At 72.5% G+C, this 26,460-nt stretch carries 28 protein-coding genes; 5 read left to right on the forward strand and 23 right to left on the reverse strand.

Annotated features, from left to right (window positions below; translation table 11 throughout):
• Positions 1 to 35: 35 nt before the first annotated feature.
• The 13 genes from lgt to hisI form a co-directional block, all read right to left on the reverse strand.
• Positions 36 to 1,148: a prolipoprotein diacylglyceryl transferase gene (gene lgt / locus ACQPYD_RS23875; RefSeq protein ID WP_433702112.1), complete on the reverse strand. Its 1,113-nt coding sequence runs from the start codon at positions 1,146 to 1,148 to the stop codon at positions 36 to 38.
• A 54-nt stretch (positions 1,149 to 1,202) separates the two neighbouring features.
• Positions 1,203 to 2,180: a DsbA family protein gene (locus tag ACQPYD_RS23880; RefSeq protein ID WP_433697785.1), complete on the reverse strand. Its 978-nt coding sequence runs from the start codon at positions 2,178 to 2,180 to the stop codon at positions 1,203 to 1,205.
• A 52-nt stretch (positions 2,181 to 2,232) separates the two neighbouring features.
• Positions 2,233 to 2,754, reverse strand: a complete 522-nt coding sequence (locus tag ACQPYD_RS23885; RefSeq protein ID WP_433697786.1) for a MauE/DoxX family redox-associated membrane protein — start codon at positions 2,752 to 2,754, stop codon at positions 2,233 to 2,235.
• 433 nt (positions 2,755 to 3,187) lie between these two features.
• Positions 3,188 to 4,000 (reverse strand): tryptophan synthase subunit alpha, encoded by an 813-nt coding sequence (gene trpA / locus ACQPYD_RS23890; protein WP_433697787.1) that lies wholly within the window; start codon positions 3,998 to 4,000, stop codon positions 3,188 to 3,190.
• The gene (trpB, locus tag ACQPYD_RS23895) at positions 4,000 to 5,217 is read right to left on the reverse strand and encodes a tryptophan synthase subunit beta (protein WP_267945765.1); all 1,218 of its coding nucleotides are present in this window, start codon (positions 5,215 to 5,217) and stop codon (positions 4,000 to 4,002) included. Before trpB ends, trpA begins: the two co-directional genes overlap by 1 nt.
• 246 nt (positions 5,218 to 5,463) lie before the next feature.
• Positions 5,464 to 6,270, reverse strand: a complete 807-nt coding sequence (trpC, locus tag ACQPYD_RS23900) for an indole-3-glycerol phosphate synthase TrpC (protein ID WP_433697788.1) — start codon at positions 6,268 to 6,270, stop codon at positions 5,464 to 5,466.
• A gap of 244 nt (positions 6,271 to 6,514) precedes the next feature.
• Complete coding sequence (locus ACQPYD_RS23905; RefSeq protein ID WP_433697789.1) at positions 6,515 to 6,910, reverse strand: CD225/dispanin family protein; 396 nt, start codon at positions 6,908 to 6,910, stop codon at positions 6,515 to 6,517.
• A gap of 259 nt (positions 6,911 to 7,169) precedes the next feature.
• The gene (locus ACQPYD_RS23910; protein WP_433697790.1) at positions 7,170 to 7,532 is read right to left on the reverse strand and encodes a CD225/dispanin family protein; all 363 of its coding nucleotides are present in this window, start codon (positions 7,530 to 7,532) and stop codon (positions 7,170 to 7,172) included.
• 101 nt (positions 7,533 to 7,633) lie between these two features.
• A complete protein-coding gene (locus ACQPYD_RS23915; protein ID WP_433697791.1) occupies positions 7,634 to 8,140 on the reverse strand; it encodes a DUF2752 domain-containing protein in 507 nt (168 codons plus the stop codon).
• Between the two features lie 91 nt (positions 8,141 to 8,231).
• Positions 8,232 to 8,576: a CD225/dispanin family protein gene (locus tag ACQPYD_RS23920; RefSeq protein WP_433697792.1), complete on the reverse strand. Its 345-nt coding sequence runs from the start codon at positions 8,574 to 8,576 to the stop codon at positions 8,232 to 8,234.
• 255 nt (positions 8,577 to 8,831) lie between these two features.
• On the reverse strand, positions 8,832 to 9,113 hold the full coding sequence (locus tag ACQPYD_RS23925; protein ID WP_433697793.1) for an HGxxPAAW family protein: 282 nt from the start codon (positions 9,111 to 9,113) through the stop codon (positions 8,832 to 8,834).
• A complete protein-coding gene (locus tag ACQPYD_RS23930) occupies positions 9,113 to 9,817 on the reverse strand; it encodes a Trp biosynthesis-associated membrane protein (protein ID WP_433697794.1) in 705 nt (234 codons plus the stop codon). Before ACQPYD_RS23930 ends, ACQPYD_RS23925 begins: the two co-directional genes overlap by 1 nt.
• Complete coding sequence (gene hisI / locus ACQPYD_RS23935; RefSeq protein ID WP_267945773.1) at positions 9,814 to 10,158, reverse strand: phosphoribosyl-AMP cyclohydrolase; 345 nt, start codon at positions 10,156 to 10,158, stop codon at positions 9,814 to 9,816. Before hisI ends, ACQPYD_RS23930 begins: the two co-directional genes overlap by 4 nt.
• Positions 10,159 to 10,359: 201 nt before the next feature.
• Here hisI and ACQPYD_RS23940 point away from each other — a divergent pair, with 201 nt between their 5' ends.
• Entirely contained in the window at positions 10,360 to 11,361 is a 1,002-nt protein-coding gene (locus ACQPYD_RS23940) for a sugar isomerase (protein WP_433697795.1), read from the forward strand.
• A gap of 11 nt (positions 11,362 to 11,372) precedes the next feature.
• Here ACQPYD_RS23940 and ACQPYD_RS23945 read toward each other — a convergent pair whose 3' ends face one another.
• The 10 genes from ACQPYD_RS23945 to hisD form a co-directional block, all read right to left on the reverse strand.
• Entirely contained in the window at positions 11,373 to 13,226 is a 1,854-nt protein-coding gene (locus ACQPYD_RS23945; RefSeq protein WP_433697796.1) for an ABC transporter ATP-binding protein, read from the reverse strand.
• Complete coding sequence (locus ACQPYD_RS23950) at positions 13,223 to 15,247, reverse strand: ABC transporter ATP-binding protein (protein WP_433697797.1); 2,025 nt, start codon at positions 15,245 to 15,247, stop codon at positions 13,223 to 13,225. The genes ACQPYD_RS23945 and ACQPYD_RS23950 overlap by 4 nt, the downstream gene beginning before the upstream one ends.
• 356 nt (positions 15,248 to 15,603) lie before the next feature.
• Positions 15,604 to 16,161 (reverse strand): peptidoglycan-binding domain-containing protein, encoded by a 558-nt coding sequence (locus ACQPYD_RS23955; protein ID WP_433697798.1) that lies wholly within the window; start codon positions 16,159 to 16,161, stop codon positions 15,604 to 15,606.
• 223 nt (positions 16,162 to 16,384) lie between these two features.
• On the reverse strand, positions 16,385 to 17,158 hold the full coding sequence (gene hisF, locus ACQPYD_RS23960; protein WP_267945778.1) for an imidazole glycerol phosphate synthase subunit HisF: 774 nt from the start codon (positions 17,156 to 17,158) through the stop codon (positions 16,385 to 16,387).
• Entirely contained in the window at positions 17,155 to 17,922 is a 768-nt protein-coding gene (priA, locus tag ACQPYD_RS23965; RefSeq protein ID WP_330159367.1) for a bifunctional 1-(5-phosphoribosyl)-5-((5-phosphoribosylamino)methylideneamino)imidazole-4-carboxamide isomerase/phosphoribosylanthranilate isomerase PriA, read from the reverse strand. Before priA ends, hisF begins: the two co-directional genes overlap by 4 nt.
• 33 nt (positions 17,923 to 17,955) lie before the next feature.
• Positions 17,956 to 18,609, reverse strand: a complete 654-nt coding sequence (hisH, locus tag ACQPYD_RS23970; RefSeq protein ID WP_433697799.1) for an imidazole glycerol phosphate synthase subunit HisH — start codon at positions 18,607 to 18,609, stop codon at positions 17,956 to 17,958.
• A 16-nt stretch (positions 18,610 to 18,625) separates the two neighbouring features.
• Positions 18,626 to 18,787: a hypothetical protein gene (locus tag ACQPYD_RS23975; protein WP_267945781.1), complete on the reverse strand. Its 162-nt coding sequence runs from the start codon at positions 18,785 to 18,787 to the stop codon at positions 18,626 to 18,628.
• Positions 18,788 to 19,381: an imidazoleglycerol-phosphate dehydratase HisB gene (gene hisB / locus ACQPYD_RS23980; RefSeq protein WP_433697800.1), complete on the reverse strand. Its 594-nt coding sequence runs from the start codon at positions 19,379 to 19,381 to the stop codon at positions 18,788 to 18,790.
• Between the two features lie 71 nt (positions 19,382 to 19,452).
• On the reverse strand, positions 19,453 to 20,550 hold the full coding sequence (locus ACQPYD_RS23985; RefSeq protein ID WP_433697801.1) for a histidinol-phosphate transaminase: 1,098 nt from the start codon (positions 20,548 to 20,550) through the stop codon (positions 19,453 to 19,455).
• 95 nt (positions 20,551 to 20,645) lie between these two features.
• Positions 20,646 to 21,947, reverse strand: coding sequence for a histidinol dehydrogenase (gene hisD, locus ACQPYD_RS23990; RefSeq protein ID WP_433697802.1), 1,302 nt, complete (start codon positions 21,945 to 21,947; stop codon positions 20,646 to 20,648).
• Between the two features lie 248 nt (positions 21,948 to 22,195).
• Here hisD and ACQPYD_RS23995 point away from each other — a divergent pair, with 248 nt between their 5' ends.
• From ACQPYD_RS23995 to ACQPYD_RS24010, 4 genes are all read left to right on the forward strand, one after another.
• On the forward strand, positions 22,196 to 22,756 hold the full coding sequence (locus tag ACQPYD_RS23995) for a ferritin (protein ID WP_433697803.1): 561 nt from the start codon (positions 22,196 to 22,198) through the stop codon (positions 22,754 to 22,756).
• Positions 22,757 to 22,980: 224 nt separating this feature from the next.
• Entirely contained in the window at positions 22,981 to 23,757 is a 777-nt protein-coding gene (locus ACQPYD_RS24000) for an LON peptidase substrate-binding domain-containing protein (protein ID WP_433697804.1), read from the forward strand.
• Positions 23,758 to 23,962: 205 nt separating this feature from the next.
• Positions 23,963 to 24,448: a Cys-tRNA(Pro) deacylase gene (gene ybaK / locus ACQPYD_RS24005; RefSeq protein ID WP_433697805.1), complete on the forward strand. Its 486-nt coding sequence runs from the start codon at positions 23,963 to 23,965 to the stop codon at positions 24,446 to 24,448.
• A gap of 152 nt (positions 24,449 to 24,600) precedes the next feature.
• Positions 24,601 to 26,460: an AMP-dependent synthetase/ligase gene (locus ACQPYD_RS24010; protein WP_433697806.1), complete on the forward strand. Its 1,860-nt coding sequence runs from the start codon at positions 24,601 to 24,603 to the stop codon at positions 26,458 to 26,460.

The raw sequence follows: 26,460 nt of genomic DNA on the forward strand, positions 1-26,460 counted from the left end.
CCGGACACGGCCGGCCCGCGCTCAGGAGCCCTGCGCTACTCGGGCTTCGCCCCGGAATCGGTTCCCGTGTCTCCGGCGTCGTTCGCGGTCGAGCCCTCGGTACTAGATCGCTCAGGGCTCGGGTGGTATTCCGTGCCCGCCTCCTCTGAGCTGCCATTTTGCGTTCCGGAACCCGATTCTTCGCTGTCCACGGCGCTGTAGACGGTGCTGTCGTCGGACACCTCACTGCCGGCTGTGGCGCCGAACACCTGGGTTCCGGCGTCGTGGCCGTGGGGGACGACGGCGGTGGAGAAGGAGTCGATGCGGCGCCCGGCCCACACGAAGTAGGCGAGCGCGCCGAGGAAGACGACGATCGAGGTCCAGTTGTTCAGGCGCATGCCCAGGAAGTCGTTGGCGGGGTCCACGCGCAGGTACTCGATCCAGAACCGGCCCACGCAGTAGCCCATGACGTAGAGCGCGAAGAGGCGGCCGCCCTGGAGGGAGCCCTCGAAGCGGCGTCCCGCCCAGACCAGGAACACGGTCAGGAGCACGCACCACAGGGACTCGTAGAGGAACGTGGGGTGGTACGTGGTGACGCCGAACTCCATGCCGGGGCGCAGGTGGCCCTCGGGGTAGGGGGAGATCTCGACGGCCCAGGGCAGATCGGTGGGGGCTCCGAACAGCTCCTGGTTGAAGTAGTTGCCCCAGCGGCCGAGGGCCTGGGCGAGGGGGATGGTGGGGGCGATCGCGAACGACAGTTTGGACATGGACAGCCCGCGCTTGCGCGCCACCAGCCACACGCCGACGGCGCCCAGGGGCACGGCGCCCCAGATGCCGAGGCCCCCCTCCCACACGTACAGGGCGCGGATGGGCTCGCGCCCTTCGCCGAAGTACAGCTGGGCGTCGCTGATGACGTGGTAGAGCCGGCCGCCGATCAGTCCCAGGATCACGGCCCAGACGGCCATGTCCATGATGGTGCCCTTCTCACCCCCCATGGCTGCCCAGCGGCGCTCGCTCCAGACCACGGCGACGACGACGCCGGCGAGGATGCACAGCGCGTAGAAGTGGATCTGGAGGGGCCCGATCGGGATCGCGTTGATCTGGGGGCTGGGGATGGCCGCGAGGGCGCGGCCGAGACCGGCCGCGCCCTCGGAAGCTGTCGACGACAGTGTCACTGATCTGCTCTCGGGTTCGCCCCGCGTGCGGGGGTGCTGTCAGGGGTGCTACTCCGCACCCCCGTCACCCATGGGCTGGGTGTCGACCTCACCGGCGTCCGCGGAGGCGATCGCCTCGTTGAGGCCCCTGACCGTCATGGCGGTGTTGTTGTCGAGCAACTCGCCGTTGAGGTACACGGAAGGAGTGCCGCGGAACGTGTTGTCTCCGCTGTAGCGAGTGTAGGCCGTTCCGGTGGCGGTGATGATCTCGCCCGTGTAGGTGCCGTCGAGGAAGGCGGGGTCGTGCCCGTTGTCGGCCCCCCAGGAGATCAGGTCGGACAGGACCATGGTGCCGAGGGTCTCCTCGCCGATCTCCGCCACGGCGTCCTCGGTGAGTGCGGGCAGGTAGTCCTCGGTGAACGTGGCGACGACGGCGGCCTCCTCGTCGATCCGCCGGTCGAACTCGCCCTCCTGCTCGGCGGCGGCGTCGGTCTGGCGGAACCAGTCCTTGAGCTCGTCGACGGTGAAGCCCTCGTTGCCCTCGGTGGGCTGGTTCTCGAAGAGGATGTCGTTGTACTCGACGAAGTAGCCGTGCTCGGCGGCGGCGCGTGCGGCGGCGCCGGCGCGCAGCGAGTTGCTGCTGATGGGCACCGGCTGCTGGGCGAAGATGCTCACCGGCCGGTAGTGCACGATGGCGTTGCCCTCGGCGGCGTTCCGCTTGAGGACGTCGCCGTTGAGCAGCTCGAACTGGCGGCAGGCGGGGCACTGGAAGTCGGCGTAGACCTCGACGACGGGCGCCTGCGCGCCCTCCTGGGCGAGGACGACGCTGCCGTCCTCCTGGAGGACCTGGGGCGGGAGCGCCCCTTCGTACCCGGAGTCGCGGCGGTCGGCGTTGAGCACGGCGAACCCGATGCCGACGACCAGGACGACGACGGCCGCGGCGGCGCCGATGACGATGAGCGTCTTGGTGCGTTTGGCCGCCCGCTTCTCCCGTTCGCGCTGTTCCCTGATTTTCTCGCGGGAGCGCTTGCGCGCTTCACTCCCCATGCTTTCCCCTGTTTCTACTGCTGGAGGTGGTCGACCGTCGTGGGTTCCGGGGTCACCGGAAGAGCCCGATGGCGCGGTCGAGGGCGAAGGGTGATCGAGGCCGGACCGCGATGAAGGCGCCCATGGCGGCGAAGGCGATGTCGCGGGCGATGGAGAGCCCGTAGGTGGTCTCCCCGGGGGCGACCTGTCCGCCGCCGCCGAAGCAGCCGCAGTCGATGTTGAGGCCCCTGGCCATGGCGGAGACGATCCCGGCGATGAAGACGACCATGAGGAGGGCGCCGACGGCTCCGACGTAGCGGGTGGCGAGTCCGACGAGGAGGAGGGCCGCCAGGGCGAGCTCGAACAGGGGGAGGGTGTAGCCGATGAGCCGGGCGACCTCGACGGGGAAGAGGTCGTAGGCCTCGACCGCCTGGACGGAGAGCGCGGGCGGGAACTTGGAGACGGCGGCGAAGACGAGGACGGCCGCGAGTCCGAGCCGGCAGGCGAGGGTGAGCCAGGGTTGGACGGCCTCCCAGCGGGAGCGCGGGACCGCGGGGGCGGTGGAGGCGTCGGGGGATTCGTCGGTTGTGTCCATCGCTTGGGCCTTCGGGGAGTAGGGGACGCTTTGTCGCGTTCGGTGTCTGGACCGTCGCTCTACGTATCGCGTCACATCCTACTGACTGTGGTGGGTCCGTGACGCTGCGGCCGGAACCCCGGGCGTAGCGGCGGGCGCCCCAGGAATCCGCGACACCGCCATCACATCACCGACTCGGCCCCCGTGAAGGCGTTTCAGGGGTTCCGGCAGGGGCCTCTCACCCGATTCTCACCCTCTTAACCCTGCTTTTGACCAGGCGGGAAGAGCGTCGGGCCGCCCCCGAGGGGACGGCCCGACACCGGTGCCACAGGTCTCCCCGGCCGGTGACCGACGCCGCGACCGCCGTGCCCGGAGGTCCCGTGCGAACCCGGCCCCCGTCCCGCGGGCGGGCCGCGCGTCCCGGGCGGACGGGGCCCGCGGAGCACACCGGGCCCTACCTGTCGCGGACGCCCCCCGCGAGCTCCTCGGCGAAGGAGCGGACGGCGGCGAGGCCGGTCTCCAGGTCCGGGGCGTCCAGGATCCGCTGGCAGAACCCCGCGCCGACGATGACGCCGTCGGCGTAGGCGGCCACCTCGGCCGCCTGGGCGGCGGTGGAGATCCCCAGGCCCACGCAGACCGGCAGGCCGGACTCACGGGTCACCTCGCGGGTGCGCCGCACCAGCGTCTCGGCGGTGTCGGCGACCTGCGTGCGGGTGCCGGTCACGCCCATCAGCGAGGCCGCGTACACGAACCCGCTGCACGCCGCGGTGGTCATGGCGAGGCGGCGGTCGGTGGAGGAGGGCGCGACCAGGAAGATCCGGTCCAGGCCGGACGCCTCGGAGGCGGCCGTCCAGGCCCCCGCCTCCTCGGGGATGAGGTCGGGGGTGATCACCCCGGCCCCGCCCGCCTTGGCGAGGTTCGCGGCGAAGCGCTCCACCCCGTAGCGCTCGATCGGGTTCCAGTACGACATGACCACGGCGGCGGCGCCCGTGGCGGCGGTGGCCTCCACGACGCGGAACACGTCCTCGGTGGTGGTTCCGGCCGCCAGGGCCCGGTCCGCGGCCCTCTGGATGGTGGGGCCGTCCATCATCGGGTCGGAGTAGGGCAGGCCGACCTCGATGACGTCGCAGCCCCCCTCCACCATGGCCTGGATCACCCGGACGGAGGAGTCCGGGTCCGGGAACCCCGCGGGGAAGTAGCCGATCAGGGCCGCCCGGCCCTCCTCGCGGGCCTCGGCCAGCTTGGTCTGCAGCGTCGTCGCTGTCATCACGCCTGTCCCTCCGTGTCGACGAGTCCGAAGTACGCGGCCGCGGTGTCGACGTCCTTGTCCCCGCGCCCGGAGAGGTTCACCAGGATGACGGCGTCCGGGCCGAGGCGCTCGCCGAGCTTGCGGGCGCCGGCCAGGGCGTGGGCGCTCTCGATCGCCGGGATGATGCCCTCGGTGCGGCACAGCAGGCGGAACGCCTCCATGGCCTCCGCGTCGGTGATCGGCTCGTAGCTCGCCCGGCCGGTGTCGGCGAGGTAGGCGTGCTCGGGGCCGACCGCCGGGTAGTCGAGCCCCGCCGAGATGGAGTGGCTGGGCAGGGTCTGGCCGAACTCGTCCTGGAGCACGAACGTGCGCGCCCCGTGGAAGACCCCGGGGCTGCCCGCGGTGATCGACGCGGCGGTGCGGGGGGTGTCCGCGCCGTCTCCCCCGGCCTCGAAGCCGTACAGGGCGACGCTCTCGTCGGGGATGAACGCGGCGAAGACCGCCATGGCGTTGGAGCCGCCGCCCACGCAGGCGGCGACCGCGTCGGGGAGCCGTCCGACCCTCTCCAGGACCTGGGCCCGGGCCTCCTCCCCGACGACGAAGTGCAGGTCGCGCACCAGCTTGGGGAAGGGGTGGGGCCCGGCGACGGTGCCGAACAGGTAGTGGGTGCGGTCCACGTTGGCGACCCAGTCGCGGAACGCCTCGTTGATGGCGTCCTTGAGGGTGCGGCTGCCGATGGTGACGGGGACGACCTCGGCGCCGAGCATGCGCATGCGGGCGACGTTGAGCGCCTGGCGCCGGGTGTCCTCCTCCCCCATGTAGATGACGCATTCCAGGCCGAGGAGGGCGCAGGCGGTGGCGGTGGCCACGCCGTGCTGTCCGGCTCCGGTCTCGGCGATGACGCGGGTCTTGCCCATGCGCCGGGTGAGCAGGGCCTGGCCGAGCACGTTGTTGATCTTGTGCGAGCCGGTGTGGTTGAGGTCCTCGCGCTTGAGGAGGACGCGGGCGCCGCCGCAGTGCTCGGAGAAGTTGCGGGCCTCGCTGAGGGCGCTGGGGCGGCCGGTGTAGTCCTTCAGCAGTGCGGCCAGTTCGGCCTGGTAGGCGGGGTCGTTCTTGGCCTTCTCCCACTCCGCCTCGACCTCGTCGAGGGCGGCGATGAGCGCCTCGGGGGCGAAGCGGCCCCCGAAGCGGCCGTAGTGCCCGCCGTGGTCGGGCAGTGGTCCAGCATGGCTCATTGGGACGTTCTCCTGGGAAGGGGCCGACGGCGGCTCTTCCCCCGGGCGTACGCCGCGGGGGTCCGCGCGTCGACCGGCTGCGCGCCGCCTGGTTCCGGCGGCGCGTTCGGACCGGTGGGTCAACGCGGCGTCGGGAACCCGCGGCTCATGCCTGCGGGTTCCCTAGAGCCATCGCCATCGGAGGCCGGGGTGTGCCTTCACCGCGACCGTCCGTGGCGTCGTCTGTCCCATCGTGCTGTTCGTCCCCTAGTTCCGGTCACGCAGGGCGGGGTGTGCTCCCGCGGTCACCAGGTCGGCCACGGCCTCGCGCGGGTTCCGACCGCGGACGAGGCTCTCGCCGACGAGGACCGCGCCGGCGCCGGCGCCGGCGTAGGCCAGCAGGTCGTGCGGGCCGCGGACTCCGGACTCGGCGATCTTGACGACGTCGGAGGGGATGCCGGGGGCGATCCGGGAGAAGGTGTCCCGGTCGACCTCCAGGGTCTTGAGGTTGCGCGCGTTGACGCCGATGACGGTGGCGCCGGCGTCGACGGCCCGGGTCACCTCGTCCTCGTCGTGGACCTCGACCAGGGGCATGAGCCCCAGGGAGCGGGCGCGCTCGACCAGGGAGACCAGGGCCTCCTGGGGCAGCGCCGCGACGATGAGGAGGACGGCGGAGGCGCCGAAGACGCGGGCCTCCCACAGCTGGTAGGAGCTGACCACGAAGTCCTTGCGCAGGAGCGGGGTGTCGACGGCCTGGTGGACGGCCCGGAGGTCGGCGAGGCTGCCCTTGAAGCGGCGCTCCTCGGTGAGGACGCTGATGAGCGCGGCGCCCCCGGCCTCGTAGTCGCGGGCCAGGGCGGCGGGGTCGGTGATGGTCGCGAGCGGTCCCTTGGAGGGGCTCGCCCGCTTGACCTCGGCGATCACGTGGACGCCGGGACGGCGCAGGGCGGCTTCGGCGTCCTTCGGGGTGGGCGCCGACTCGGCCTGGGCCTTGAGGCGGTCCAGGGGCAGCGCCTCCTGCCGCTTCGCCAGGTCGGCGCGTACTCCGTCGAGGATCTCGTCGAGCACGCTCACCAGTTACCGCTCCCTCGTGCAGTGGTCTGTCACGGTGGTGGCTCCGGCGGGCGGGCCGCCCGCGCGGCGTGCCCGGGCGCACCGCCGGCGCACCGTGTTGCTGGTCATCGTATCGACCTTCGGGGGCCGGGGGGCCGCCACCCCCCACCTGGTCCCCCGGGTTCTCCGGGGGACCAGGCGGGAGGGGTGGTTCTGTCCGCTTGTGTCAGGAGGTGTCCGGGCGGCGTGAGCCGTCGCGCCGGAATCAGATCTCTGAGAGGAAGAGGCCGACCATCATCACGATCATGAAGAGGATGTAGAGGGCCGCCGGGACGAAGAGCACCACGCCGATGATGCCCATGACCTTGGCGATCTTGGACGAGGACTCGGCGCCCCGGTAGTCGCCGGACGTCCACTGGCTGTTGACCATGACAGCGAAGATCAGGCCGATGATGCCGATCACCGGGAAGCAGCTGATGATGCCCAGGATGTTCATGGCCAGGTGGTTCTTGGGCGGGTCGCCGGGAGGCGGGCCGCCGTGGCCCGGTACGCCTCCGTAGCCGGAGGGAGGGCCGTACCCGCCGGGCGCGCCGTAGCTCCCTGGAGGGCCGTATCCGCCGGGGGGGCCGTGGCCGCCGGGGGGCAGGGCGTCGTAGCTCATGTCGGGTTCCGCTCTCGTGGGGGGATGTCGGCGGGCCGGCTCGTCCCGGCCCGCCTGTCGGGCACGGCCCTCGCCGGTGTTCCGCCCGTCCGGGTCCGTGACCGCCGATGGGCAGCCGGGGGGCTCTTCCCGGCCGGGGGCGCCGCGCGTTCGTCGGCGCCCCTGCCCCCGGAGGCCGGGGACAGGGGCGCCGTGTCCCGAGCACCGCTCGTCGCGCCGCTCGCGGCGGCACGCGCTGCCGTGGGCCGGGATGCCTGCCTCAGTACGTGGCTGTGGCACCGAAGGCGACGATGAACATCAGGAGGACGAAGAGCAGGTAGAGGACGACGCAGATGAATCCGACCAGGCCGATGATCCCCATGATCTTGGCGACCTGCGCGGAGGACTGGGCTCCCGCGTAGTCGCCCGACTCCCACTTGCTGTTGACCTGGAGCGCGAAGATCAGGCCGATGATGCCGATCACGGTGCACCCGAAGATGCCCAGGATGTTGAACATCACGTAGTTCTTGGGCGGTCCGCCAGCGGGCGGGCCTCCGTACCCCGGCGCGCCTCCGTAGCCCGCGGGCGGGCCGTAACCACCGCTGGGCGGGCCGTAGCCGCCGGTGGGAGGTCCGTAGCTCATAGGGGTCCAACCTTCCAGGACGAGGTGTGGTGCGTTGTTTCTTGCGGGGGGGCTCGTGGCGCTCATCCGCTCAGACGGCGGAAGTGCCGTTCTGGTTCTGGCTACCAGCCGGGGAACAGCGGTGTGCCCGGGGCGAGGAAGGAGAACCAGGGCAGGTTGCGCAGGATCCAGTGGGCGTTGATGACGATCAGGAGCAGCCACAGGAACCAGCCCGGGGTGAGCCTGGGCGGCTTCGTGGGCGGCCGGACCGTCCTGACCAGCCACAACGTGTAGGTCACCGCGATGTAGGGGAGCAGGAGCACCAGCAGGGGGTTCATGCTGATGGCGCCGAGGAAGTCGCCGTGCGTGGCCAGCGCGATCGCGCGCATGCTGCCACAGCCGGGGCAGAACGTGCCGGTGAGCAGCAGCCACGGGCACGTCGGGTAGTTGCCGGGCTCGTTGGGGTCCACGAAGTGCAGGAGCGTCGCCCCGGCCAGGCCGAGGACTCCCAGGCCGACGGGCCACACGACCGGGGGCAGGGCCCTGAGCCGGTGTTCGACGCGCTGGGTCCACGAGGGCGCGGCAGGCGTCTGGGGCCCGGCGGTCTCGGGTGGTTCGCTTGGGTGCACGGGACCAGCCTACGGGTTCGGGGAGGACAGGGTTCTGCCCCCGTGGCCGCAGGGCGCACGGGGGCAGAGACGTGCTCGGTGCGGGTGCCGACTAGTAGTACGTGGGCGTTGCCGAGACGAGGAGCACGGCGCTCAGGAGGTAGAGGCCACCGACCACCACCCACAGGATGCCACCGCAGATGAAGGCGATCTTCGTGAACTTCTTCGCCTGGGTCTGGGCCTGGTGGGCGCCGGCGTGGTCGCCGCGGTTCCACAGGTCGTTGACCTTGGTCGCGTTGATGAGCGCCGGGATGGCGAAGGGCCAGCAGCAGAAGATGGCGACGATCGCCCAGGTGAGGCCGTTGTCGGGCGGGGTGCCGTAGCCGCCTCCGGGAGGCCCGTAGCCGCCGCCGGGGGGCGGTCCGGGGTTGCCGGGGGGAGGGGGACCGTAGCTCATGGTCGTACAACTTTCAGAAAGAGGACAAGGGATTTCGCACGGTGTGGAGAACACACCGGCCCGACATGGGGCAGGATCGGGTCACCGGAACGCGTACGTCACGGGCAGAAACGAATGATGCCAGACAGAGGGGACATCAGCCGACAGGCGACGACACGTTTGGCAGGTCCGGTGTGGTGAATCTACCTGCCCCATGGGACCTTCGTCCATTTTCTGTTATTCACTCGTTGTGAGCTGCGGTTTCGCGGAGGGGAGTCAGTTATTGCCCGCCGTCGCCGAGACCTTCCGGGCGGCTTCCCACGCCTCGCGGGTCTGCGGGTAGGGGCGCGGCTCCTTGCGGCCGAGGCCGACCTTCTTCATGACGCCGGCGATGACGGCGAGGACGACGCTGAGGCCGAGACCGATGAGGGTCCACGTCACCAGGGCGCCGCCGAGGATGATGGCGACGGCCGCCACGGTCCAGGCCACGATCCAGGAGATGGTGAGGAACCAGGCGGAAACGGTGTTGCCGTGGTCGTCGTGGTGTTCGTCGGCCATCAGTGGTTCTCCTTCGGTTCGGCTGGCCGTGCTGCCAGCGGTGCGGGTTCGCCGGCGTCCCCGGGGCCGGCGGGGTCCTCGGACCGGCCGCCGTCGGGGGCGTCGAGTGTGGGATCGTCACCGGCATCCAGCGATTTCCACAGGTCGGCAGGTGTCTCGGCCCGGGTCGCGCGCGGTGCGGCGTCCCGATCGTACCGGGTGCCCATGCCCGGCCAGGCAGGGGCTCGTACCGCGGACAGGAGCCCGGCGAGGACCAGGAGGACGGCGCCCCCCGCGGCCATGGCGGGGCCGAGCGCGGCCAGGTGGGGCGCCGCGGCCACCTGCGCGGTGCCCGCGGCGTCGGTGGCGTTCTTCGCCACGGCCTCCATGAGGGCGTCGGGCCGTGTGGCCCCCCACACGGAGGTCAGGGCGAGGACGCCGCCCGCGGCGACGAGGGCGCCGACGATCCGCCGGGCCCATCCGCGTGTGGCGTACAGGCCCGCGATGCCGGCCAGGCCGGCCCACCCGATGCCGCTGGGCGCGCCGGTCAGGTCGGCCCCGGTGAGGGCGACGGGGACCGGCGGGACCGGTCCGGGCGCCGTGAGCTGGCCGGTCGCCCACTGCTGTCCGGCGGCGGCGAGGAGGAGTCCGGCGGCGGCGGCCAGGCCGAGCATGGTGACGCCGTACTCGCGCCGGACTCGGGGGGATGTCGTGGGGGAGCTCACAGCAGTTCCCCGGCGTCGAAGCACGTGCGGTCGCCCGTGTGGCAGGCGGCGCCCTCCTGGTCGACGCGGACCAGGAGCGTGTCGCCGTCGCAGTCCAGTGCGACGGACACCACACGCTGGGTGTGCCCGGACGTGGCTCCCTTGACCCAGTACTCGTTGCGGCTGCGCGACCAGTAGGTGGCGGCGCGGGTCGTGAGGGTGCGGTGCAGCGCCTCGTCGTCCATCCAGGCGAGCATGAGCACCTCCCCGGTGTCGTGCTGCTGGACGACGGCGGGGACGAGGCCGTCCGCGGTCCGCTTGAGTCGGGCGGCGATGGCCGGGTCGAGGCTGGTGACGCTCATGTCCTCCAGGTTATGGCCGACCGTCCAGCGGTCCGCACCGGGTCGTGCCCAGCGGGACCGGGCGCGGGGCGTCCCCTTGGGGGCGTTCGTCCGGGGCGGTTAGAGTTCGTGCGTCCTCCCTGTCCGGGTGCCGCGGTCCGTACCCGGCGCCCGCCGCGCTCCCCCGCCCCTTCCGTCCGCCGTCTCCACCCTGGGAGTTCCGTGACCGCCGAGACCCTGTCCGCCGACCTGGCGGGCAAGCCCGCCGCGCTGACCTCGCTCGCCACCCGCTTCCCCCGGTGGGACCCCTACGCCGCGCTGCCCGCGCTCCTGGCCGACGAGCCCGCCGCCGTGCGGTTCGTCGGCCTGGGTTCGGCCCGTTACGCCTGCGACGTGGCGGCGGCCCGGCTGCGGCGCGCGGGCATCGCGGCGAGCGCGGACCGCTCCTCGTCCGCGGAGCAGCCGCCCGCCGGCCCGGAGACGCTGGTGGTGGCGGTGTCCCTGGGCGGCGGTCAGAGGGAGCTGTACACGGTGCTGGACCGGTACGTCGCGCGGTCACCGGTGATCGTGCTGGCCCCGTCCGCGGACCTGGTGGTGGGGCACTACGCGGACCTGCTGGTGCCGCTGCACGCGGGCGAGGAGGCGAGCGGCCTGGCCTGCCGGGCCTACCAGCACGCGCTGGCGCTGCTCCTGCTGCTGGGCCACCGCCTGGGCGCCCCGGTGTCCGGGAGCAGCCAGAACTTCCCGGGGCTGCTGCGCCGGGCGGCCAACGCCGCGAAGTCGCTGCTGGCGAGTGCCCCGGAGTGGGTGCCCGAGGTGGCGCGGATCCTGGAGTCGCCGCACGGTGTGCACCTGGTGGCGCCGGACGAGCGGATGGCGTCGGCCTCGCAGGGCGTCCAGGCCCTGCGCAAGGGCCCGGTGCGGGCGGCGTACGCGTGCGAGACCGGGGAGTGGTCGCACACGGACCGCTACCTGGCGGCCGTGACGGACTACCGGGCTCTGCTGTTCGCGGGGTCGGCCTACGACGAGCGGTTCGCCGAGCACCTGGGGCACCTGCGCGGCACGTTCGTGGCCGTGGGCCCCACCCCCGGGCACGAGCGCGTGCCGGGGGCGGAGCTGACCGTCCGCTACCCGGGCGACTCCGACCCGGATGTGAGCCTGCTGGTGGAGCCGCTGGTGGCGGAGCTGCTGGCCGCCCACTGGTGGAGGGCGTCCCGCCGCTGACGGTGGCGGGGTCAGGCCGAGGAGCTGACCCAGGAGGCGTACAGGTCGGCGTACACGCCGGGCCGCGCGACGAGTTCGGCGTGCGACCCGCTCTGGACGATGCGGCCGTCGTCGAAAACCAGTACCCGGTCGGCGGCCTCGGCGGTGGACAGGCGGTGTGCGATGGCCACGGAGGTGCGTCCCCGGGTGAGCCGGTCCAGGGCCCGCTGGATGCGGACCTCGGTGTGGGGGTCCACGGCCGACGTGGCCTCGTCGAGAACGAGCAGGTCGGGGTCGGCGACGTAGGCGCGCACGAGGGCGACGAGCTGCCGCTCCCCCGCCGAAAGGGACTCGCCGCGCTGGCCGACCGGTGTGTCCAGGCCGTGCGCGAGGGAGTCGAGCCACTCGGAGAGGCCGAGTTCGGTGACGGCGGCCTCCAGCTCGGCGTCGGTGCTCTCGGGGCGGGCGAAGCGGATGTTGTCGCCCAGGGAGCTGTCGAAGAGGAAGCCCTCCTGCGGGACCATGACGACGCGGCTGCGCAGGGAGGAGAAGGCGACCTCGCGCAGGTCGGCGCCGTCGAGGCGCACGGTGCCCCTGGCGGGGTCCATGAGCCTGGTGAGGAGTTTGACGAAGGTGGTCTTGCCCGAGCCCGTCTCCCCCACGACCGCGACCCGGGTGCCCGGGGTGATCTCGACGGCGACGTCGTCCAGGACGACGGGGCCGTCGGGGTAGGAGTAGGTGACGTCGTCGAAGGTGACCCGGACCGGGCCGCGGGGCAGGACCTTGCCGGCCTCCCCGGGGTCGGCGATGTCGGGTGCGGTGTCCAGGACGCCCAGGACCCTGCGCCATCCGGCGATGGCGTTCTGGGCCTCGTTGAAGATCTCGGTCGCCATCATCATGGGCTGGATGAACAGGGTCAGCAGGAACAGGAAGGCGATGAGCTGTCCGGCGGTCAGGTCGCCGCCCAGGCCGAGCCAGACCCCGACGAGGACCACGGCCGCGTTGCCGACCGCGGAGACGATCTCGGCGAAGGGTGAGACCGCCATGGCCAGCCGCTGGGCGCGGACCTGGGAGCGCCGGGTCCTGGTCACGGTGGAGTCGATCCGCTCCGCGGTGCGCTTCTCGGTGCCGTGGGCGCGGATGACGGCCGCGCCCATGACGGTCTCGCCGATGACGCCGAGCATGTCGCCGGTGTTCTCGCGGACCTTCATGTACGCCGAGGACAGGTGCTTCTGGAGCCAGCGGACGCCGAACAGCAGCGGCAGCACGCAGACCCACACCACGATGGTGAGTTGCCAGGAGTAGACCGCCATGAGGACGGTGGCGACGAGGAGCTGGCCGGCGCTGACGAGCAGGAGCAGGCCGCCCCACTGCATGAAGGTGCTGATCTGGTCGACGTCGCTGGTGACGCGGGAGACCAGGGCGCCCTTGCGCTCGCTGTTCTGGGTGAGCACGGACAGGTCGTGGACGTGCCGGAACGCCTTGCGGCGCAGGGTGGCCAGTCCGGACTCGGTGGCCCGGTACAGGCGCAGGTTCATCAGGTAGGACGCGACCATGGTGACCACGAGGAGTCCGGCGCAGGCGGCCACCATGCGGGCGACGAAGCCGAGGTCGGGGCCTTCCGGGCCGGAGAGCCCGTTGTCGATGATCTGCTGGACGGCGACGGGGACGACGATCTTGCCGGCCGTGGCGACGACGGCGAACACCAGGGTGAGCCAGAGGCCCTTGGCGAACTCCGGGGAGAGCCGCAGGCCGCGCCGGACCGTGCCCATGGCGGTGTCGGTGGAGCGGTGCAGGGAGAGGAGCGGGTCGGCGGCGTCGCCGGCCTCCCGCCCGGGGTCCGGTTCGGGCCGCTGATCGGCGCGGGTCTGGGCGGGGGCGCTCATCGGCTCGTCTCCTCGGTGGCGTGGTCGCCGTGCGCGGTGGCGGGCGGGGCGGGTTCGAGTGGTCCGGGTTCCTCGGGGACGGGTTCGCGTTCGGCCTCGCCCTCGGCGGAGGCCCGTTCGTACGCGGTGACCAGCCTGTTGTAGCCGGGTGAGGCGGTGAGGAGCTCGTCGTGGGTGCCGCGGGCCAGGACGCGGCCCCGTTCCATGTAGACGACCTCGTCGGCGAGTTCGATGGTGGCGCGCCGGTAGGCGACGACGACCACGGTGGCGGCGTCGTCGCGTGCGCGCAGCCCGGCGAGGATCTGGGCCTCGACCTGCGGGTCGACGGCGGAGGTGGCGTCGTCCATGATCAGCAGCCGGGGCCGGCGGACGACGGCGCGGGCCAGGGCGAGGCGCTGGCGCTGGCCGCCGGACAGGGTGGTGCCCTTCTCCCCGAGCGGGGCGTCGAGGCCGCCGTCGAGTTCGCCGATGAAGCCGTCGGCGCGGGCCAGGCGCAGGGCGGCCCACACCTGCTCGTCGTCGATGTCGGTGCCGAGGGTGATGTTGTCGCGGACCGTGTCCTCGAACACGAAGGTGCCCTGGGGCACGAGGGCGGCGTGCTCGGAGACCTGGCCGCGGGCGAGGTCGCGGACGTCGACGCCGTCGAGGCTGATGTGGCCCGTGTCGGGGTCGACGAGGCGCATGAGCAGGGTGGTGAGCGTGGACTTGCCCGAGCCGGTGGGGCCGACGAGGGCGACGGTGCGGCCGGGGGCGATGTCCAGGTCCACACCGTTGAGGACGGTGGTGCGGGCGGTGGACTCCCCGTCGTCCATCAGGTCGCGGCCGCCGCCGTCGGCGTCGTAGGAGTCGGCGTAGGAAAAGGTGACGCCGCGGGCGCTCAGGGCGATGCCGCGAGGGCTGTCCTCCAGGGTCCGGTCGCCGTGCTCCATGGTGCCTCCGGATCCGAGGACGGACTGGACGCGGTCCCAGCCGACGACGCTGCGGGGCAGGTCGCCGAGGATCCATCCGAAGGAGCGGATCGGCAGGGCCAGGAGGGTGAAGAGGAAGGCGATCTGGACGAGGTCGCCGGGGTCGATGGCGCCGGTGGAGAGCCGCCACATGCCGAGGAGCAGGACGGCGAGCACGCCGAAGTTGGGCAGGGCCTCCATGACCGGGTCGAACATGGAGCGCATGCGGCCGACCTGGATGAGGGCGTCGCGGAGGCTGTGCGCGGACCGGGTGAAGCGCTCGGTCTCGGTGTCCTCCCTGCCGAGGGTCTTGACGACGAGGGCGCCGTCGAAGGACTCGTGGGCGACGCCGCTGACCTCGGCGCGCAGGGCCTGGGCCCGGGAGGCCATGGGTGAGACGCGGCGCTGGAAGACGACGTTGGCGGCGGCCAGGACGGGGAAGACGACGAAGGCGACCAGGGCGAGCACGGGGTCGGTGACGAGCATGGCCACCGCGGCGATGACGAGCATGAAGACGCTGCCGACGGCCATGGGCAGCGGGGCGAGCGGCTGCCAGGCCGCCTCGACGTCGGCGTTGGCGTTGGAGAGGAGCTGGCCGGTGGGGTGGCGGTGGTGCCAGGAGAGCGGGAGTTCGAGGTACTTGCGGGCGACGGCGCGGCGGTAGCGGGCCTGCATGCGGAACTGCATGAGGGCGGCGAGCATGCGGCGCATGGCGATGCCGACGGCCTTGCCCAGGCCGACCGCGAGGAGCAGTCCGGCGGCGGTGGCGAGCGCGGCCGCGGTGGTGCTGCCCCGGGCGAACGCGGGGAGGATGGTGGTGTCGGTGAGGTGGCCGAGGACGGAGGCCGAGCCGACGGTGACGCCGGCGTGCAGCATGGCTCCGGCGACGGCGGCGAGGAAGATCCACGGTTCGGTGCGCGCGGCGACCCACAGGACGCGCATGCCCCGGCCGAAGATCCCGGCGCCGGCGGTGTCCGCGGCGCGGTCGGCGGTCCCGGCGCCGTCGGCGGGCTCCTCCGGTGGCGCGGAGCCCTCCCCGGTCCCCGGATCCCTCGTGCTGGTGCCCTGCGCCATACGCCCCCCGTTCGTCTGCCTGCCGGTTCCGCCGGCACGGCCCGGCCCCTCACGCGCCGACGCCCTCCGGGCATGCCGAAGGGGACGTGGGTGCGTGTGTCGAGCCAACCTATCCAGCGGAACCGACAAGGTTCCACCGGATTGTTTCAGCGCGGTTCGCGCCGGGGCTATTCCGGCCGGGAGGGTCCGGCGCTCGCGGGAGTGCTCGGGGGCGGGGGACGGCGCCCGGGGCGGGCGGAGGGGTCCGCGTGCGGCGGCCCGCGCACGCCGGGTGCGGTGGTCGACGGGGCGCCCGGACCACCGGGGTGGTCCGGGCGCCGTGGCGGTCGGAGCGGCCGTCCTCCGACCGCCGGGTGCTACTGGACCGCGACCTGGTAGGTGACCAGCGCGCGGAAGGTCAGGCGGCCGGTGATGCCGTCGACCCCGATGCCGAACTCGCGCTGCGCGGCGCGGACCGCCCGCTCGGTGGCGGAGCCGTACTGGCCGTCGACGGAGAGTCCGGAGGCGATCCCCTTCTCCTTGAGGAGGACCTGGATCGCCTCGACGACGAGTCCGCTGCTGCCCGGGCCGTACTCGCCGAAGGTGCGCTCGCGCAGCAGCAGCCAGGTCTCGTCGTCGAGCGCCCCGGTCTCGACGAGGTCGTTCGGGTTGTCACGCTGGTAGCGCTTGACCGTGTTCTCGAGGCTGAGGTTGAAGAACCGCGAGGTGGTGCTGTCCGAGCGGTAGCCGTGGTGGGCGAGCAGCTTGCGTGCGGCCGCGATGTCGACCGAGCGGTCGCCCCTCACGTAGTACGGCCACGCCTCGGCCTCGATCTGGGCGACGACCTGCTCGGAGGTCCGGTTGAGGTTGTCGGCGGAGGCCGCGGGAGCGGTGGCGACGACGGCGGTGGCGGCGACCGCGGAGGCGGCGATCAAGGAGACGAAACGCCTACCAAAACCACCAAAGAAGTGCGGAAACATGCGAAAAAAGGTCCTTCCCCCGTGGGTAATGGGCACTACGGGGTCATGCTCACACGAAGCATCGGCGTGTCGAGGCAACGCCACACGGAAACGACTACGTGTCGTCATACGGACGCTCGAAGGTCCCCGGGACGTACTCGTCCCGGGGACCTTGCGCACCTCTACCAGCCGAAATCCCTCAGCGCACCGCGTGGCCCGCCTCGCGCAGGCTCCGCTTGACGTCGGCCACGGTGAACTCCCCGAAGTGGAAGACCGTCGCGGCCAGCACCGCGTCCGCGCCCGCCTCCACCGCCGGGACGAAGTGCTCGACCGCCCCCGCGCCGCCGGAGGCGATCAGGGGCACGTCCACCCGGGCCCGCGCCCCGCGGATCAGCTCCAGGTCGAAGCCGGCCCTGGTGCCGTCGGCGTCCATCGAGTTGAGCAGGATCTCCCCCGCGCCCAGCCCGGCGGCGCGCTCGCACCACTCCAGGGCGTCGATCCCGGTCCCGCGGCGGCCGCCGTGGGTGGTGACCTCGAACCCGCTGGGGGTCGGCCGGTCGCCCTCGCGCACCCGGCGCACGTCGGCGGAGAGCACCAGGACCTGGCGGCCGAAGCGCTCGGCGATCTCCTCGATGAGCTCGGGCCGGGCGATGGCGGCCGTGTTGACGCCCACCTTGTCCGCGCCCGCCCGCAGCAGGAGGTCGACGTCGTCGGCGGTGCGCACCCCGCCGCCCACGGTCAGCGGGATGAACACCTGGTCGGCGGTGCGGCGGACCACGTCGTAGGTGGTCTCCCGGTCGCCGCTGGAGGCGGTGACGTCGAGGAAGGTGAGCTCGTCCGCGCCGGCCGCGTCGTAGCCGTGGGCGAGCTCCACCGGGTCGCCCGCGTCGCGCAGGTTCTCGAAGTTGACGCCCTTGACCACCCGCCCGGCGTCCACGTCCAGACAGGGGATGACGCGCACGGCCAGGCTCACCGGACCACGTCCTTCGCGTCGCGCACCGCGGCCAGGGCGTCCTCCAGGGTGAACGCGCCCTCGTACAGCGCGGTGCCCATGATGGCGCCCTCCACCCCCAGCGGGACCAGGGTGGCGATGGCCCTCAGGTCGTCCAGGCTGGACACGCCGCCGCTGGCGACCACCGGCTTGTCGGTGCGCTCGCACACGGTGCGCAGCAGGTCCAGGTTGGGGCCCTTGAGGGTGCCGTCCTTGTTGACGTCGGTGACGACGTACCGGGCGCAGCCCTCCGACTCCAGCCGGTCCAGGGTCGCGAACAGGTCGCCGCCGTCCCGGGTCCAGCCGCGCGCGGCCAGGGTCGTGCCGCGCACGTCCAGGCCGATCGCGATCCGGTCCCCGTGCTCGGCGATGATCCTGGCGCACCACTCCGGGTTCTCCAGGGCCGCGGTGCCGATGTTGACCCGGCGGCACCCGGTGGACAGCGCGGCGGCCAGCGACTCGTCGTCGCGGATGCCGCCGGACATCTCCACCTTGACGTCCAGGCGTCCCACGATGTCGCGCAGCAGGTCGCGGTTGTGCCCGCGCCCGAACGCGGCGTCCAGGTCCACCAGGTGGATCCACTCGGCCCCGGCGTTCTGCCAGGCCGTGGCGGCCTCGAAGGGGTCGCCGTACTGGCCCCCCGAACCGGCCTTGCCCTGGACCAGCTGGACGGCCTGCCCGCCCGCCACGTCCACGGCGGGAAGCAGTTCGAGTGCGGGGGACGACGGGGTGTGCTCGCCGGTCATGAAACCTTCTCGTGCTCGGTGGGAAAACGTCGGTCAGAGGGTGGCGACCCAGTTGGCGAGCAGGCGGGCGCCCGCGTCGCCGGACTTCTCCGGGTGGAACTGGGTGGCGCACAGCGGCCCGTTCTCGACGGCGGCCACGAACGGCTCGCCGTGCTCGGCCCAGGTGACCCCGGGCTCGCGGATGCGCTCGTTGTGCGTGGAGAACTCCCACTCGCGCACCGCGTAGGAGTGCACGAAGTAGAAGCGCTCCTCCGGGCCGATCCCGGCGAAGAGCCGCGTGTCCGCGGGGGGCCGGACGGTGTTCCAGCCCATGTGCGGCACGATGGGCGCGCGCAGGCGGTCCACGGTCCCGGGCCACTCGCCGCAGCCCTCGGTCACCTGGTCCCCGGCCCTCGGGTCGGCCCGCTCCACGCCCCGGTCGAAGAGGACCTGCATCCCCACGCAGATGCCCAGGACGGGGCGGCCCCCGGCCACGCGCCGTCCGATGATCCGGTCGCCGCCGGCCGCTCTGAGGCTGGACATGCAGGCGCTGAACGCGCCGACGCCCGGGACGACGAGGCCGTCCGCCTCCAGGGCGGCGTGCGGGTCGGAGGTGACGGTGACGTCGGCGCCGGTGCGCTCCATGGCGCGCTGCGCCGAGCGCAGGTTGCCGGAGCCGTAGTCGAAGACGACCACTCGTGACGGCATGGGAACTGCCCTTCCTCTACAGGTAGCCCAGTCGGAGAGCGCCGGAGGCGACGGCGAGCACGGTGCAGCCGGCCAGGGCCACGGCGATGAGCCTGTTGACCTTCCACATCGCGTAGGCGCCCCCGGCCAGGAACCCGCCCAGCACGACGAGGGCGATCCCCCACAGGTCGGTGTCCATCTACAGGGCGCCCTTGGTGGAGGGGATGCCGCTGACGCGCGGGTCCTTCTCCGTGGCGGAGCGCAGGGCGCGCGCCAGTGCCTTGAACTGGCACTCCACGATGTGGTGGGCGTTGCGCCCGTAGGGGACGCGCACGTGCAGGGCGACCCGCGCCTGGGCGACGAAGGACTCCAGGATGTGGCGGGTCATGGTGGTGTCGTAGTCGCGGCCGATGAGCGGCGCCATGCCCTCGGGTTCGCTGTGGACCAGGTAGGGGCGGCCGGAGACGTCGACGGTCACCTCGGCCAGGGCCTCGTCGAGGGGCACCTTGGCGTCGGCGAAGCGGCGGATGCCGGCCTTGTCGCCGAGCGCCTCCCGGAAGGCCGCGCCCAGGGCCAGGGCGGTGTCCTCCATGGTGTGGTGCGAGTCGATGTGCAGGTCGCCCTCGGTGCGCACGGTCAGGTCGAACAGGCCGTGCTTGGCGAGCTGGTCGAGCATGTGGTCGAAGAAGCCGACGCCGGTGGAGACGTCGGCGACGCCGGTGCCGTCCAGGTCGATCTCGACCAGGACCTTGGTTTCCTTGGTTGCGCGTTCGATGCGCCCGATACGGCTCATGGTGACTCTCCCGGTGGTTCTGGCGGGTGCGGTGGGGCGGGGCCGGCGGCCGGCGGGTCCCGGAGGCGCGGTCAGCGGCCGGTCGCGCGGAGGAGCGCGGCCCGGAAGGCGGCCATCTCCTCCGGGGTGCCGACGGTGACGCGCAGCCAGCCCGGCGGACCGACCTCGCGGATGAGGACCTGCTGGTCGAGCATCGCCTGCCACACCGTGGTGCGGTCCTCGAACTCACCGAACAGGACGAAGTTCGCGTCGGAGTCGGCCACGGCGAAGCCGTGCTCGCGCAGCCAGGCGACGGCGGCGTCGCGTTCGGCGCGCAGGTCGTCGACGGCGCCGAGGAGTTCGTCGGAGTGGTCGAGCGCGGTGAGCGCGACCGTCTGGGTGACGGCGGACAGGTGGTAGGGCAGGCGGACCAGCTGGAGGGCGTCGACCACGGCCGGGTGCGCGGCCAGGTAGCCGACGCGGGCCCCGGCCAGGGCGAACGCCTTGGACATCGTGCGCGAGACGATCAGCCTGGGGTGGTCGGCCAGCAGGGTGAGCGCGCTGGGCGTGCCCGTGCGGCGGAACTCGGCGTAGGCCTCGTCCACGACCACGACCCCGGGCGCCGCTTCGGCGACGCGCGCGATGTCGTCGATGTCCAGGGCGGTGCCGGTGGGGTTGTTGGGCGAGGTGAGGAAGACCACGCTGGGCCGGTGCTCGGCGATCGCGGCCAGGGCCGTGTCGGTGTCGATCCGGAAGTCGGCGTCGCGCGGCACGGACACCCATCCCGTCCCGGTGCCCCGGGAGATGATCGGGTGCATCGAGTAGGACGGCTCGAAGCCCATGGCGGTCCGGCCCGGCCCTCCGAAGGCCTGGAGGATCTGCTGGAGGACCTCGTTGGACCCGTTGGCCGCCCACACGTGCGCGCCGGTCAGACCGTGGCCCAGGTAGGAGGCCAGGCCCTCGCGCAGGCGGACCGCGTCCCGGTCGGGGTAGCGGTTGAGGCCCAGCGCGGTGGCGGCGACGGCGTCGGCCAGGGCCCTGGCGAGGCGGGGCGAGGGCGCGTGCGGGTTCTCGTTGGTGTTGAGGACCACCGGCACGTCCAGTTGGGGCGCCCCGTAGGGCGAGCGCCCCCGCAGGTCGTCGCGGAGTGGCAGGTCGTTCAGTGTGAAGCTCACGGGTTCCACGCTCATGGTCGGTTGTGGGCGGGCGGGTGCACGGGACTCCTGCGGCCTGTGCGGCCGCGCGGCCCCCCGGCCCCCGCCCGCCGGGCGGTCGGCCGCAGGGCTCAGGCCGTCACCGGGTTCGTGCGCGCGGCGACGGCCTCGCCGTGCGCGGGCAGGTCCTCGGCGTCGGCCAGGGTGATGACGTGGTGGGCGACGTCGGCCAGCGCGCCGCGGTCGTAGTCCACGATGTGCACTCCGCGCAGGAAGGTCTGCACGCTCAGGCCGCCGGAGTGGCAGGCGCAGCCGCCGGTGGGCAGCACGTGGTTGGACCCGGCCGCGTAGTCGCCGAGGGAGACCGGGGAGAAGTCGCCGACGAAGACCGCCCCCGCGTTGCGCACGCGCGCGGCCCGCGCGGGGGCGTCCACGGTCATGATCTCCAGGTGCTCGGCGGCGTAGGCGTCCACGACCGCGAGCCCGTGTTCGAGGTCGTCCACCAGGACGATGCCGGACTGCGGACCGGACAGGGCCTCGCGGACGCGGCCGCTGTGCTTGGTGGCGGCGACGCGCCGCTCCAGGTGCCCGGTGACGGCGTCGGCGAGCGCCTCGTCCGGGGTGACCAGGACCGAGGCCGCGACGACGTCGTGCTCGGCCTGGCTGACGAGGTCGGCCGCGACGTAGTCGGCGTTGGCGGTGGAGTCCGCCAGGATCGCGATCTCGGTGGGGCCCGCCTCGGCGTCGATGCCGATGACGCCCTTGAGCAGGCGCTTGGCCGCGGCCACCCAGATGTTGCCCGGGCCGGTGACCATGTCGGCGCGCTCGCACCCCTCGGCGCCGTAGGCGAACATGGCGATGGCCTGGGCGCCGCCGACCGCGTAGACCTCGTCCACGCCCAGCAGGGCGCACGCGGCGAGGATGGTCGGGTGCGGCAGCCCGCCGAAGTCGCTCTGCGGGGGCGAGGTGACCGCCAGGGAGCGCACCCCCGCCTCCTGGGCGGGGACGACGTTCATGATGACGCTGGAGGGGTAGACGGCCCGGCCGCCCGGCACGTAGAGGCCGACGCGGTCGACGGGGATCCACTTCTCGGTGACGGTGCCGCCCGGGACGACCTGGGTGGTGTGGTCGGAGCGGCGCTGGTTCCGGTGGACCTTGCGGGCGCGGCGGATCGACTCCTCCAGCGCGGCGCGCACGGCCGGGTCGAGGCCGGTCAGGGCCTCCTCGATCGCCTCGGCGGGCACGCGGATGTCGGTGAGCCGGACGCCGTCGAAGCGCTCGGTGAGCTCGATCAGCGCCTCGGTCCCCCGATGGCGCACGTCCTCGCAGATGGGACGTACGCGGTCGGCGGCGGCCGCCACGTCCAGTTCCGCGCGCGGAAGGGCTTCGCGCGGGTCGCCTTGGGTGCCTCGGAGGTCGATTCGACTGATCACGGGCCCAGTCTAGGGGGCCTCGCGCATTCGGTGGGCTGCGGTGTCCGGATGATGGACACCACACCTTCGCGACCGGCGGGTACGCGATCGCGGCGACCTGGGCCGACAACCACCGCACATACCGCGAATAAGTGTCGCCTAACTTTGGGACACCTAACCTAATTTAGCTTCAGAAAGGCTTGCCTAACAATGCGCGACACGTTTTGGCGCGTTTCGTAAAACTCTTATCGATGGGTTATCGTAGAGCCATGACTTCGAACAAGAGCAGCGATATCGGCCTTTCCAAGTTCCACCGCCTCCTGGTCGACCAGGTACGGCACGAGTTCACGGCCTCGCACCAGTACGTCGCCATCGCCGCCTGGTTCGACGACCAGGACCTGCCCCAGCTGGCTCGGGTCTTCTACGAGCAGTCCCTGGAGGAGAGGGACCACGCGATGATGATCGTGCGGTTCCTTCTCGACAGCGACATCCAGTTCGCCCTCCCCTCCGTGGACGAGATCGAGACCGATTTCTCCACCCCCCGCGACCTGGTCGCCCTGGCCCTGCGCCAGGAGCGCGAGGTGACCGACCAGTTCCAGAGACTGGCCAAGGTCGCCCGCGACGAGGACGACTACACGGGCGAGCAGTTCCTCCAGTGGTTCATCCAGGAGCAGACCGAGGAGGTCGCCAAGATGTCGACGCTCCTCAACGTGGTGGACCGCGCCCAGGGCAACCTGTTCGACGTGGAGACCTTCGTGGCCCGCGACATGCCCAGCGAGGACAACGGGAGCCAGGGCGCTCCCGGCACCGCGGGCCCCTCGGTCTCCTGACCGGCGCGGCCCTCCGGCCACGCGGCCGCCCGCCGGGCGGCCTCTTCCCGTACGGCCCGGGGCCCGGACGCCCGTTCCCGAGGGGGAGCCCGGCGCCGGCCCCGGGCCGTACGCGTTCCGGTGTTCTGCCGAGGCCGAACCGGGATCCCCGGGCCGTACGCGCGCCCGGACGCGCCGACCCGCGCGACGCCGTCGCCCCGCCGGGAGGGAGGCATACTGGGGGCATGCCCGTGGCACTGCCGATCTTCCCGTTGAACACCGTCCTGTTCCCCGGTATGACCGTTCCCCTGCACGTCTTCGAGCGGCGGTACCGGGCCCTGGTCTCGGAGCTGCTCGGCCCCGCCCTCGCCCAGAGCGAGGTGACCGGGCACGACCGGGGACCGCGCCGGTTCGGTGTGGTGTGGATCGAGCTGGGACACGAGGTGGCCGCCGAGTCGGGCCAGGGCGCGGGCGGGGCCGACACGGGGGTGCCGACGATCGGCGGTCCGGGGACCTCGCTCCCCAGGGTGGCCGCCACCGGCTGCACCGCCCTGCTGCGCAACGTGCGCACCTACGACGACGGGCGCTACGACCTGGTGGTCGAGGGGGGCGCCCGGTTCGCGGTCACCGACCTGGCCGAGGTGGACGCCTCCTCCCCCGAGGTGTACTCGACCGCCTCGGTGTCGTTCCTGCCCGAGCCCCTGGGCCCTGACGCCGACGAGCACGCCGAGCACGTACGGGACCTGTTCGGGACCTACTCCCAGCGGTTGGCGTCGATCGGGATGTCGCCGGACGCCGCGCCGGAACTGCCCAAGGACCCCATCGCCCTGTCGTACTCCGTGGCCGCCTCGGTCGTGCTGGACCAGTCCGAGAAGCAGCGGATGCTGGAGGCGGAGGACGCCGCGACACGGCTGGCGGTGGCGGCCAGGTTCCTGCGCCGGGAGAACCGCATCGTGGCGGCCCCCTCCCTCCCCAACCTGCCCGCGGGCCCCTTCCTCAGCAACGGCGTCTCCTTCAACTGACCCGGCGCGGGGGGCGGTCAGCACCCCCTCCACCGGAGGCCCGCCCCTCCCCGCAGGTCCCCTCGTGGGGCGCTCGGGTCCGGGTCTAGCCTGCTGTACGGACAGGTGCGGCCGGCGCGGCCCGCCCGGGACCGGCCCGGACGCTTCGCGCGGACCGTCGACGCACATCCGCGCGCTCGCGCGCAGACAGGAACCAGGAATTCCGATGAGCGGAAAAGCCACACCCGCGACCGTGGCCGCCGGGCGGACCAAGACCACCTACACCCTGCACCCCTACGAGGTGGACGGCGGCTCGGAGGGGAGCTCCTACGGCGCCGACGCCGCCGACGCGCTCGGGGTGCCCCGCGAGCACGTCTTCAAGACGCTGATCGCCGAGGTGGACGGGGTGTTCACCGTGGGGGTCGTCCCGGTGAGCACCTCGCTCGACCTCAAGGCGCTCGCCGCCGCGGTCGGCGGCAGGAAGGCCGCCATGGCCGACCCCGACAGGGCCGAGAAGATCACCGGCTACGTCAGGGGCGGGATCAGCCCGCTGGGCCAGCGCAAGCGGCTGCGGACGGTGATCGACTCCTCGGTGACGGACCTGGCCTCCGTCTACGTCTCGGCGGGGAGGCGCGGCCTGCAGATGGAGCTGCGCCCGAGCGACCTGATCGCGCTCACCGAGGCGGTCACCGCCCCGATCGGCGCCGGCTGACGCCGGTCCGGCCGCGGGGGCGGGACGCGGGGGGCGGGGCGCGGGGACGCACGGCAGGGGCCCGTCACGTTCCCTCCCTGCCGGGTCCGACGCCCGGGAAGGCCCGCGGAGGGGCTGTTGCCGGGCTACCTACCCGGGGGTAGCTTTGTGAAATGGGCAACACATCCCCCTTCTCCTCCGTTCCCGGTATGTTCACCCACCGCGTCGCCGAGTCCGGTGACGCCGTGGCGTTCAGCCATCCCGTCCCCGACCCGAGCGGCGCTCCCGAGAAGTGGGAGACCCTCACCTGGTCCCAGACCCTCGACCGCGTGCGCGACCTCGCGCTGGGCCTGCACTCCCTGGGAGTGACCTCCCAGGCCCGGTGCGCCATCGCCTCCGGCACCCGGATGGAGTGGATCCTCGCCGACCTGGCCATCCTGTGCGCCGGCGGCGCCTCCACCACCGTCTACCCCTCCAGCACCCCGCCCGACTGCGCCTACATCCTCTCCGACTCCGGCAGCATGGTGGTCTTCGCCGAGGACGCCGCACAGGTCGCCAAGCTCGTCGACCAGCGGGCGCAGATCCCCGGCGTGTCCAAGGTGGTCGTCTTCGACGGCGACGGGGACGGCGACTGGGTCATCACCCTGGACGAGCTGTCCGCACTGGGCGCGGAGCTCCGGGAGGAGAGACCCGGGCTGTTCGACGCACTCGTCGCGGCGGTCCGGCCCGACCACCTGGCCACCCTCATCTACACCTCCGGCAGCACCGGAAGGCCCAAGGGCGTGCGCCTGGACCACTCCAACTGGCTGTACGAGGCCCAGGCGGTCCAGGACCTGGACGAGGAGCTGCGCGGGCAGGGCTGGGAGATGCTCACCCCCGACGACGTCCAGTACCTGTGGCTGCCCCTGTCCCACGTCTTCGGCAAGCTCATGCAGGTCAGTCAGTTGCAGATCGGTTTCAGGACCGCCGTGGACGGCCGGGTGGACAAGATCGTTGACAACCTGGCGATCGTGCGGCCCACCTTCATGGCGGCCGCGCCGCGCATCTTCGAGAAGGTGTACAACCGGGTCGTCATGCAGGCCGCGGAGGGCGGCGCCGCCAAGTACCGGATCTTCCGGTGGGCCGCGGGGGTCGCGGACCGGGTCGCCCGCGAGAAGGAGGAGGGGCGGACGCCCACCGGCCTGTTGGCCGTCCAGCACCGGGCGGCGGACCGGCTCGTGTTCTCCAGGCTGCGGTCGCGCTTCGGGGAGCGCCTCAAGTTCTTCGTCTCCGGCAGCGCTCCGCTCTCCCCCGAGATCGGCCGGTTCTTCTACGGGGCCGGGATCCTCATCCTGGAGGGCTACGGCCTCACCGAGACCAGCGCGGGCACGTTCCTCAACCGGCCGGGCTCGGTCCGGTTCGGCACCGTGGGCCTGCCCATGCCCGGCACGGAGGTCAAGCTCGCCGAGGACGGTGAGATCCTCATCCGCGGCGGGTGCGTGATGCGCGGGTACCACAACCTGTCCGGCGCCACCGAGGAGGCGCTCGGCCCGGACGGATGGTTCGCCACCGGCGACATCGGCGTCCTGGAGGGCGGACGCCTGCGGATCACCGACCGCAAGAAGGAGCTCATCAAGACGTCCGGAGGCAAGTACGTCGCGCCGCAGGGGATCGAGAGCCGCTTCAAGGCGCTGTGCCCCTACGTGAGCAACCTGGTCGTGCACGGCGACAGGCGCCCCTACTGCACCGCGCTGGTGGCCCTGGACCCCGAGGCGGTCGGCGTGTGGGCGGCCGAGAACGGACTGGGCGCCCTCGACTACACGGAGCTGACCGCGGAGCCCCGGGTGCGGCAGATGGTCCAGGAGGCCGTCGACGAGCTCAACAGGGGTCTGCCCCGGCACGAGACGGTCAAGAGGTTCACCGTCCTCCCCCACGACCTGAGCGTGGAGGAGGGCGAGATCACCCCCAGCCTCAAGATGAGGCGGAGGACGATCGAGGCCAAGTACCGGCACCTCCTCGACGCCATGTACGAGGACGCGGTCCGGCCCCTCTGA

The organism is Nocardiopsis sp. CA-288880 (genome assembly GCF_050955985.1).
GTDB classification, from domain to species: Bacteria; Actinomycetota; Actinomycetes; order Streptosporangiales; family Streptosporangiaceae; genus Nocardiopsis; species Nocardiopsis tropica.

What these genes read in the sequence shown, in the direction of transcription:
- ACQPYD_RS23975 (WP_267945781.1), bottom strand. Translation starts at nt 18,787, where the DNA reads ATGGACACCGACCTGTGGGGGATCGCCCTCGTCGTGCTGGGCGGGTTC.
- trpB (WP_267945765.1), bottom strand. Translation starts at nt 5,217, where the DNA reads ATGAGCCATGCTGGACCACTGCCCGACCACGGCGGGCACTACGGCCGC.
- ACQPYD_RS24010 (WP_433697806.1), top strand. Translation starts at nt 24,601, where the DNA reads ATGGGCAACACATCCCCCTTCTCCTCCGTTCCCGGTATGTTCACCCAC.
- ACQPYD_RS23985 (WP_433697801.1), bottom strand. Translation starts at nt 20,550, where the DNA reads ATGAGCGTGGAACCCGTGAGCTTCACACTGAACGACCTGCCACTCCGC.
- ACQPYD_RS23945 (WP_433697796.1), bottom strand. Translation starts at nt 13,226, where the DNA reads ATGAGCGCCCCCGCCCAGACCCGCGCCGATCAGCGGCCCGAACCGGAC.
- ACQPYD_RS24000 (WP_433697804.1), top strand. Translation starts at nt 22,981, where the DNA reads ATGCCCGTGGCACTGCCGATCTTCCCGTTGAACACCGTCCTGTTCCCC.
- priA (WP_330159367.1), bottom strand. Translation starts at nt 17,922, where the DNA reads ATGACCGGCGAGCACACCCCGTCGTCCCCCGCACTCGAACTGCTTCCC.
- ACQPYD_RS23910 (WP_433697790.1), bottom strand. Translation starts at nt 7,532, where the DNA reads ATGAGCTACGGACCTCCCACCGGCGGCTACGGCCCGCCCAGCGGTGGT.
- ACQPYD_RS23905 (WP_433697789.1), bottom strand. Translation starts at nt 6,910, where the DNA reads ATGAGCTACGACGCCCTGCCCCCCGGCGGCCACGGCCCCCCCGGCGGA.
- hisH (WP_433697799.1), bottom strand. Translation starts at nt 18,609, where the DNA reads ATGCCGTCACGAGTGGTCGTCTTCGACTACGGCTCCGGCAACCTGCGC.
- ACQPYD_RS23920 (WP_433697792.1), bottom strand. Translation starts at nt 8,576, where the DNA reads ATGAGCTACGGTCCCCCTCCCCCCGGCAACCCCGGACCGCCCCCCGGC.
- ACQPYD_RS23880 (WP_433697785.1), bottom strand. Translation starts at nt 2,180, where the DNA reads ATGGGGAGTGAAGCGCGCAAGCGCTCCCGCGAGAAAATCAGGGAACAG.
- ACQPYD_RS23925 (WP_433697793.1), bottom strand. Translation starts at nt 9,113, where the DNA reads ATGGCCGACGAACACCACGACGACCACGGCAACACCGTTTCCGCCTGG.
- hisI (WP_267945773.1), bottom strand. Translation starts at nt 10,158, where the DNA reads ATGAGCGTCACCAGCCTCGACCCGGCCATCGCCGCCCGACTCAAGCGG.
- ybaK (WP_433697805.1), top strand. Translation starts at nt 23,963, where the DNA reads ATGAGCGGAAAAGCCACACCCGCGACCGTGGCCGCCGGGCGGACCAAG.
- ACQPYD_RS23885 (WP_433697786.1), bottom strand. Translation starts at nt 2,754, where the DNA reads ATGGACACAACCGACGAATCCCCCGACGCCTCCACCGCCCCCGCGGTC.
- trpA (WP_433697787.1), bottom strand. Translation starts at nt 4,000, where the DNA reads ATGACAGCGACGACGCTGCAGACCAAGCTGGCCGAGGCCCGCGAGGAG.
- hisB (WP_433697800.1), bottom strand. Translation starts at nt 19,381, where the DNA reads ATGAGCCGTATCGGGCGCATCGAACGCGCAACCAAGGAAACCAAGGTC.
- ACQPYD_RS23995 (WP_433697803.1), top strand. Translation starts at nt 22,196, where the DNA reads ATGACTTCGAACAAGAGCAGCGATATCGGCCTTTCCAAGTTCCACCGC.
- ACQPYD_RS23950 (WP_433697797.1), bottom strand. Translation starts at nt 15,247, where the DNA reads ATGGCGCAGGGCACCAGCACGAGGGATCCGGGGACCGGGGAGGGCTCC.